The 9,179-nt window shown below is 48.1% G+C and carries 5 protein-coding genes; all 5 read left to right on the forward strand.

All coding sequences use genetic code 11. From position 1 onward, the window contains the following. Window positions 1-914, forward strand: a 914-nt coding sequence (locus tag IQ219_RS12305; protein ID WP_194072790.1) for a site-2 protease family protein, incomplete at its 5' end; no start/stop codon positions are given. 249 nt (window positions 915-1,163) lie between these two features. Then, on the forward strand, window positions 1,164-3,356 hold the full coding sequence (locus tag IQ219_RS12310; RefSeq protein WP_194072791.1) for a phosphoketolase: 2,193 nt from the start codon (window positions 1,164-1,166) through the stop codon (window positions 3,354-3,356). A gap of 376 nt (window positions 3,357-3,732) precedes the next feature. Continuing rightward, window positions 3,733-6,702 (forward strand): DNA polymerase I, encoded by a 2,970-nt coding sequence (gene polA / locus IQ219_RS12315; RefSeq protein ID WP_194072792.1) that lies wholly within the window; start codon window positions 3,733-3,735, stop codon window positions 6,700-6,702. A 275-nt stretch (window positions 6,703-6,977) separates the two neighbouring features. Next, on the forward strand, window positions 6,978-8,186 hold the full coding sequence (locus tag IQ219_RS12320) for a hypothetical protein (protein ID WP_194072793.1): 1,209 nt from the start codon (window positions 6,978-6,980) through the stop codon (window positions 8,184-8,186). 116 nt (window positions 8,187-8,302) lie between these two features. Then, window positions 8,303-9,179: carbohydrate porin (locus IQ219_RS12325; RefSeq protein WP_194072794.1), on the forward strand; the 877-nt coding region annotated here is incomplete at its 3' end.

The following is a 9,179-nucleotide window of genomic DNA, read 5'->3' on the forward strand; positions in this document are numbered from 1 at the left end:
AGTTAGGCCATAGTCTAGTGGCCATTGCCCAGGGCATTGAAGTAAAATCCATCACCCTGTTTCTTTTTGGTGGTCTAGCGAGTTTAGAAAAGGAATCCAATACTCCCTGGCAAGCTTTTGCCGTGGCGATCGCCGGGCCTGCGGTGAGTTTAGTGCTCTTTTTGGCTCTGACCATATTTGGTAGTCAAATTTCCCTTCCCCTCCCGGCCCAAGCCATTATTGGTTTGTTGGCAGCCATTAACCTTGCCCTCGCATTGTTTAACCTCATCCCCGGTTTACCCTTGGACGGTGGTAACGTGCTCAAATCCATCGTGTGGCAAATCACTGGCAATCAAAATAAAGGTATCCTCGTCGCTAGCCGGGTCGGCCAAGGTTTTGGTTGGTTGGCGATCGCCATTGGTAGCTTAGGCATTTTAAATATTCTGCCCATTGGTAGCTTCTGGACTATTCTGATCGGTTGGTTCCTGTTGCAAAATGCTGGTTCCTCCGCCCGCAATGCCCAGGTTAAAGATCAAATGGAAGCTTTCACTGCGGAAGATGCGGTCATTCCAAACAGCCCCATCATCCCTGCTGGGTTAAACATTCGGGAATTTGCCAACGAGTATGTGATTGGTAAAACCCCCTGGCGACGTTTCTTGATCATCGGTGCTGACAATCAACTGCTAGGGGTACTAGCCACGGAAGATATCAAACATGTGCCCACCTCCGATTGGCCCCACGCCACCGTGGACAGCCTGATGCAACATCCCCAACAGATGGTCACCGTTAACGCCAGCCAATCTTTGTTTGAAGTGGCCCAGTTGTTAGACCAGCAAAAACTGTCGGAACTGTTGGTGGTGCAATCCTCCGGGGAAGTGGTGGGATTATTGGAAAAAGCTTCCATTATCAAATGTCTGCAAACCTCTGCCGCGTAGACTTTGTTTTAAAAGCCCCCTGACTCCCCGAATTTGGGGGCAAAACAAGATTCACAGTCCCTCAATGTTGCCGGTAATTTAGTAGGTCAATGGAGGGAGAGAATAAAAACTCTCAACCAGGATTGGGATTAAGCATCCATAGCTTTTTCTCAATCCTTTTTAATGGTTGAATAGGGGATTATCTGGTGTTACCCAAGGGGGTAAAATTAGACCCAACCGTTACTCTTCTCTGGAATAGGATCTTTCCCCATGACCGTTGCCGCCCACCCTGCTTTTTGCCAAGGAATTCGCTTTTTCGGTGAAAACCTGCCGGATTTTGATCGTTACGGCCAGGAAACGGCGATCGCCAGTGGGAAACAAGCCATCAACTCATCCAGTGATCCCCAGGCAGTTTATCAAACGTTATTGGCGGCGGATGCCCTGCGCTATTTGACCCTGCAAACTACGGCTAGCAAGGAATCAGGACACCCTGGTGGCTTTGCCAGTATTGCCGAGGCGATCGCCTCCCTGGTGATGTTGGGCTACAAAAATACGGTGACGGAAGTAGGGCACCATGCCCCCGGTTTTTACAGCACCATGTTCTTGGATCGTTCATTGGAAGCCATGGGGATTAATACAGTTCAAGAACTTGGCGATCGGTTCCGGGAAATGCACGGGCTCTTAGGTCACCTCTCAGGGCAAATTCCTGGTTTGTTAGCGCCAGCGGGGCCTCTGGGCCAGGGGCAACATTTCGCCATGGCCGGGGCCAAACTCCATCCCGGCGTATTATTCCCGGTCACCATTGGGGATGGGGGTCTGGGGGAACCCTACATCACGAGTAGTTTTGGCCATTTCCACACGGCCTATCCCCAGGTCACTAATTTCCTCCCCATTTTGGTTTGGAACGGTTTTAGCCAAGAACACCACAGCATGGTTTCCACCCAGAGCAACGAAGCCATGGTCAACTACTGGCAGGGAAATGGTTTTAAAAACGTTATTCTGATCAACGCCAAAGATTTCGACGACAGCAATCAGCCGGGGGATTTTGTTGACAGCACCAAGTTTTCTTTTCAACAACGCCTAGCCTTCACCCAAGCCGTATTGGAAGCCACTGACCAAGCAGCCCAGGCGGCTCTCAATGGCACATTGACTGTCCTGATTGTGAAGCAGTTAAAAGGGGCCGGGGTCCACAAATCAGGGGCCAAATCCCATAACCTTTACCCCGGCGACAGTTTAAACAAGGACTATATTGTCAGCGCTTTGCAAGAACGGGCTTTATCTCCAGACGCATGGCAGTTGGTGCGGACTAATTTTGAGCGTTCCCATGGTGGCCCGGCGGCCCAGACAGTGGTAACGGAATCGGTTCTGCCCCTGGCGGATTTAGGTACTCTGCCCCTGAAGGAATTTTCCCTGGAAGATAAACAGGTGGCCACCACGGCCATGGGGGAATTGGTGGTTCATGTGGGTAAGCAAGATGCAAATTTTGTCGTTACCAATGCGGACGGCAATGCAGCCTCGGGCATTAACAACATCAACGTCGGGTTAAAAATTGTTCATCCTACGGTGGATCAAGATTATTTCCAGGGTCCCAACGGCCAAGTTTATGAACCCCTGAGTGAAGATGCCTGTGCTGGCCTGGCCGCCGCCCAAGCTTTATTTGGAGGCCGCACCCTCTGGTGTTCCTACGAATCCTTTGCCATTAACGGTTTACCCATTTGGCAGACTGTCACCCAAGCCATGGCAGAGCTACGTCGGCCTACCCCTTCCACCATCACTCTGTTTACAGCGGGGGCTTTGGAGCAAGGACGCAACGGTTGGACCCACCAACGGCCCGAAATTGAAAATTATTTTGCCGCCATGATGCGTAATGGCAATATTTTTCCCCTTTTCCCCTGTGACGCCAATGGGATTCAAATTTGTTACGACTGGGCTTTAACCACTAGCAATAAGGGCATTCCCATCACCGCCAGTAAGTCTCCCCTGCCCATCCGCACCACGTTTGAGCAAAATCGCCAAGGTTTAGCTAAAGGCGGCATCCTACTTCACCGCAGTACCGGCTCGAAAACCATTGTTTTTGCTGTGATTGGCGATATGACTTTAATTCCTGTATTGGAAGCGGCTAGCCAATTGGAAAGTGAAGGTTATGGGGTGAAAGTGGTTTCCGTGATCAATCCCCGGCGCATATACCGTCCCTATGATGTGCAATGGGAAGATTGTTCCGAGTCAGATGGTGGCTTTTTGAGTGATGCTGAATTTGCCGAACTGTTCGGTGGGGATGCGTTGATTGGGGTGACCGGCGGCAGTGGAGCAATGCTGGAACCAGTGATGCTCCGCAGTGCTTGCCCCAGGGATCTGTTTGCCTGGAAACGGGGAGAAACCACCGCCAGTGCTGGACAATTGATGGCCTATAACGGTTTAACAGCCCAGACCTTCGGCGATCGGGCCAAGGCTTTGCTGGCCTAGGCTTAACCATCACTCTGTGAACTATCCACGCTAAATCTAAGACTACAGCGTAGGCTTCCTATCGGGAAACTTGCAAAGCAGTGGAAGTCTTGCGACCTTTACTACCCTGTCTGACAGTTTGGCCATGGGCGGAATCCCCGGTTCTCGATTTAAATGAGGCCAGAACTAGGTGCCCAATGGGGCGTAGGACTGAGTTGGCTGAATAATTTTCACCCATAGTCTCCACCGGAATGGAGCCTATTCCACACTGGTCAGGGATAGGTTTCTCCTGTGTTGGCAGTCTTGGTTAAAGTAACAACATCTTTTTTTAGGCAAAAAATATTACACACCTGTCACCACCGGCAACAGCGGTATAATCTAGCTTCTTCCTTGGTGCGTGTTTATGTCTGCTGAATCCCCTTTATTATTGTTGGTTGATGGCCATTCCTTAGCATTCCGGGCTTACTATGCCTTTGGTCTGTCGAAAAAGGGCCCTCTGCGGACAACAGCGGGCATTCCCACCAGCGTCTGTTTTGGATTTTTAAATTCCCTCATGCAGGTGATGGAGTCCCAAAAACCAGCGGCGATCGCCATTGCCTTTGACCGTCGGGAACCCACTTTTCGCCATGAGGCCGACGTCGCCTATAAATCTAACCGTCAGGAAACCCCGGAGGATTTTGCTGAGGACTTAAGCTACCTCCAGCAATTGCTACAGGCCCTTAATTTACAAACCATTACCTATGCAGGCTATGAAGCCGACGACATTTTAGGTACATTAGCTCACCAGGGTAGTGACGCTGGCTATCGAGTTAAAATCCTCAGTGGCGATCGGGATTTGTTTCAACTGGTCACCCCAGAGCAAAATATTTCCGTTTTATACCTAACCCGTAATCCCTTTGCCAGTAACACTGGCTATGACGAATTGGACTGGCAGGGAGTGGTGAACAAAATGGGGGTGACCCCCGCCCAAATTGTCGATTTTAAAGCTCTCTGTGGGGATAAATCCGATTGCATTCCGGGCATTAATGGCATTGGCGAAAAAACCGCCATTAAGCTTTTAGCTGAGTACGAAACCCTAGAGAAGGTATATGAGAACTTAGAACAGATTAAGGGCGCATTGAAAACGAAGTTAACCAATGGCAAAAATGATGCCATGCACTCCCAAATGTTGGCTCGCATTGTCGTGGATGTGCCCTTGGAGATAGGCTGGGAGGATTTGCAATTAACAGGATTTTCTACTGATCGCCTGGTGCCGCTGTTGGAAAAATTAGAGCTAAGGACTTTCATTAACAAAATTGCAACTTTCCACCGTGCTTTTGGGGATAAGTATGGACCAGTGCCGGTGGACAATGGAGTGGAGAGTAAGCCAAAGGATAACGCAGTTAAAACTAATCAAACTACTAAGGTAAAAGCAAAAATTAGCCAGGATGATTCCCAACAATTATCTTTGTTTGATGGCGTCCCCACCGTAATCCAAGAAGATGGTTTAATCACTATTCAATTACCAGAACAAATTCAGCCACAAATTATTACCACTATCCCCCAACTGCAAGCCCTGGTTGAGGAATTAAAAAATTATACAGATGCAAAGTTTCCCGTTGCCTGGGACACAGAAACCAACAGTTTAGATCCTCTGATGGCTAACTTAGTTGGCATTGGCTGTGCCTGGGGTCCAGAACCCCATCAAGTGGCCTATATTCCCCTAGGGCACCACCAAGGGGAACAGTTATCCCTCGACATAGTTAAAGATCTTTTAGGGGAAGTTTTGAGCAATACCACCTACCCCAAAGTCTTACAAAATGCCAAATTTGATCGGCGGGTTTTGACCCACCATGGCATGGAGTTGGGAGGCGTAGTGTTGGACACCATGCTAGCTAGCTACGTGCTTCAACCGGAGGAGACCCATAATTTAACCGATCTTTGCCGTCGTTATAACCTCGGTTTAGTGGCCCTGAGCTATAAAGATTTGGGCTTGAAAAAAGACCAGACCATTGCCGATTTACCCCTAGAGACAGCGGGACAATATTGCGGTTTAGATTGCTATGCTACCTATTTATTGGCAGACAAACTACAACAAGAACTAGATGATTATCCCGAACTTGCAACTATTGTTAGGGACATTGAACAGCCCCTAGAAAAAATTTTAGCGGCCATGGAAGATAGGGGGATTCGCATTGATTGCAATTATTTGCAAACCCTATCGGAACAGTTAGCAGATAATTTACTCACCATTGAAACCACGGCCTATGAAGCAGCGGGGGAAAGTTTTAATCTCAGTTCTCCCAAACAATTGGGTAGTATTTTGTTCGATAAGTTGGGCCTAGACCGCAAAAAATCCCGCAAAACTAAAACTGGTTATTCCACAGACCATGCCACCCTCGAAAAACTCCAGGGAGACCACCCCATCATTGATGCAATTCTGGAACACCGCACCTTAGCTAAATTAAAGTCCACCTATGTGGATGCCTTACCAGAATTGGTTAATCCCCACACCAAGCGTATTCACACTGATTTTAACCAGGCCATTACCTCCACTGGACGGTTATCTTCTTCCAACCCTAACTTACAAAATATTCCCATCCGTTCTGATTTTTCTCGACAGATTCGCCGGGCCTTTTTGCCCCAGAAAAATTGGCTTTTGGTGTCGGCGGATTACTCCCAAATTGAATTACGTATCCTGGCCCACCTCTCCCAAGAACCGGTGTTACTACAGGCCTATGGCGATCGCCAGGATGTCCATGCCGTAACTGCTAAATTGCTTTTTGGTAAAGAGGACATTACCCCGGCGGAAAGGAATTTAGGTAAAACAATTAACTTTGGTGTGATCTATGGCATGGGAGCCCAGCGCTTTGCTCGGGAAACGGGGATTTCCGCAGTGGAAGGCCGGGAATTTATTGATCGTTACCACCGCACCTATGCCCAAGTTTTTGATTATCTGGAAACCATGAAGCTAGAGGCGATCGCCAAGGGTTATGTGACTACCATTGTGGGTAGAAGACGTTACTTTAACTTTGTCACCGATGCCCTACGACGGCTGAGGGGAAAAACGGTGACGGAGCTAGATTTAGCTGGCATCAAAATGAACTATAACGACGCCCAGCTTCTGCGCTCAGCGGCCAATGCCCCCATCCAAGGTTCCAGTGCCGATATTATCAAAATTGCCATGGTTAAACTGGCGGATCTGCTAGAAAACTACCAAACCCGCATGTTACTCCAGGTCCATGATGAACTAATTTTTGAAATGCCCCTGGAGGAGTGGGAAGAGCTATCTCCCCTAATCCAACACACCATGGAGCAGGCCCTAACCCTATCGGTGCCTTTAGTGGTGGAAATGCATCGGGGTAGTAATTGGATGGAAGCTAAGTAACTTTTGCTATTCAATGGCCTTGGAGGGACATTGAACCCATGAATGTTAGAAAATTTGACTTTTCGCAAATATCTTCACAGAGTAAGCTTTGCCGAAAGTTAACAGATTCCAGGCAGGGGCTTAATTATTCTTAAAAATTGGATTTTGACAAATTTGGTAGCAAGAGCAAAAACCAGTGTGATAATGGCGACACTAGGTTCAGCAAAAGGCCGATTTTGCCCCCAATCTAGCGCCTTGTCTTGAGAACAAAAAATAGTAATCTCTGCTGTTTATCTATGTCTATGAATTTTCTTGCCGGTCTTCCTAAGACTAAGCTTTTTGGCCGCTTGACTGATGGTTTGTTGGGCAAAGCTGTACTGGCTCTGGCCCTGGTTTTATTAATGGCTTTTCCCACTTGGGCATTATTAAACAAAGCTATTAAAAGTAGCCTGTTGCTCGACTCCCAAATGAACGTTTACTACGCCAAATCCCTGGAGCGCTACACCGGGGAATTTAGGGCAAAGCATCCCATTATTCTCGGTTTATTTAGTAACGAGGGGGGAGATTTTTATCTGTATATGCCTGGTCAAAGTAGCCCTATTCAAGCTCCACCGGTGCCCGTGCAATACCAAGTGGTAAAAGGTATTTCCCATAGCGCCATGGCCATTTATGCCATTCTCCAGCCCTATTTTGCCACTGCCGACAATGCCCCCGTGGCCGGAGATGGTTGGAAAGGGGAACTGACTGCCTACCGTGCAGAACAGGCTAACACCTTGGCCCAGGCGGATCAGTTGGGTTTGGAGCCGGATGCTTTAGGCGCAGTCAAGGCCATTTTGACCAATAACATTAGTTTCATTGATGAAACCTTGGCCGCTGGGGTGATCGATCGCCAGAAGATCAATGCTTGGATTAAGGAAGTAGTGCCCCATTTCACCACCACCATCGGCACCGCCGCCACCTACCAGGTAGACCACTGGATGGAAGTCATGGCGGAATGGAAAAAAATGATCGGTGACCAGTGGGATCAAACCTTTGGGGTCACCAATACCCTTTATGTAACCCGTACCAACAATATTTTATTTACCCTGATGGCCCAATTCTTTGGCAAAGAAGCCATCAACGATCGCCTGCTACTGTTTGAAACCACCGAGTTCACCACCAAACCGGACACGATGTTGTCTTTAGTAACCAGAATTGTCAAAGACCGGGAATTGGGTTTAGCTTTCTTTGACGATTACTTTCTTATGGATGTGGAACTGCTCAGCACCGGTGCCCGCCAGGCGATCGCCAAACAAGATGGAGCCAGAACTCCCATGGCCGCTTCCCAAGGTTCCTATGCTGTGGGCCCAGCCCATGCCCGCATCCGCGCCTACGACGAAGCCAATGGCATTACCCCCATGTTGCCTCCCCTAGCGCCCTTCCACTCCCAGGAATGGCCCTGGCGCACCGTGGCCAGTGAGGGAGAAGGGCCAGAAACTTTGCAGGAGGCGTTGGATCAGAAGTAAATTCCAATAATTTTTCACCACTCTTAACTATTTCATGCCATGGGGATTGTGCCGTCTTTCTCCATGGTTGTATTTTTAGCCCTTTCCTGATTGGTGTGTAGGATTTAGGTTCAATCATGGTTACCCAATATTTTTTGCAAAATCCCTGTTGTTCGCGGCTAAAAGTAAATTTAATGGCCTGGATTTTGGCCATTGCCCCAGGAATTTTTATGGGCTCCCAATCAATAGTTTGGGCTGGGACTATTTCCAATGGGGAGAAGGAAATATCAACATTGTCCGCCGTACCATTCATTCATAACCAAAAACAAAAACTAGAAATATTTCTTGACCAAACATCAGATTTTCAGCTTTCTGAAAGCCATGAAATTGATCGTTTAACAGTTTTAACTCCAGCGATGATCAAGCAGTGGCCAGAAGATTCCCTTGATTATGACAATTTAGTAGCAGACGATTTTATTGTTCCAGAAGAAATATCTAGCTCCACCAACCCATTAGAAAATCTAAAACCAGCCCATAGCAAAAGCCCCAGAAAAGTCATGGTGGGCATCAGTGGGAACCCGGCCGCATCTAACATGTTGGTGGGCACTGGAGAATTAGGTCGTTGGTTAGGATTGCCCGAAGATAGCCCCTTGCGCCTTGGCGGTATTTTTATGGGTAATATCAGCCAGCAAATTTCCGGCGGTAATCAGCCCGGTTCCACTGATTTGAATGGGGCATTAATTTTAGGTTTGGGAATAGATTTGGAAAAGGCAGTGGGTTGGAAAAATGCCTTTTTTGAAGTGGAAGGTTTGCAATATAATGGCCAACCGGTGAACTTGGCAGCGGGATCTGTTCAGGGCTATAACTCCATCGAAGCCGCCCCCCCATTAAATCGAACAGAATTGTATCAACTATGGCTTAATCAAACCTTTCTCGATGATCGCCTTTCTTTTCGGGTTGGTAAACTAATTCCTTCGATGAATTTTGGCTACGTGGGACGGCCCTTTGTTACTC

Source organism: Synechocystis sp. LEGE 06083, from assembly GCF_015207725.1.
Lineage (GTDB): Bacteria > Cyanobacteriota > Cyanobacteriia > Cyanobacteriales > Microcystaceae > Synechocystis > Synechocystis salina.

What these genes read in the sequence shown, in the direction of transcription:
- IQ219_RS12310 (WP_194072791.1), top strand. Translation starts at nt 1,164, where the DNA reads ATGACCGTTGCCGCCCACCCTGCTTTTTGCCAAGGAATTCGCTTTTTC.
- IQ219_RS12320 (WP_194072793.1), top strand. Translation starts at nt 6,978, where the DNA reads ATGTCTATGAATTTTCTTGCCGGTCTTCCTAAGACTAAGCTTTTTGGC.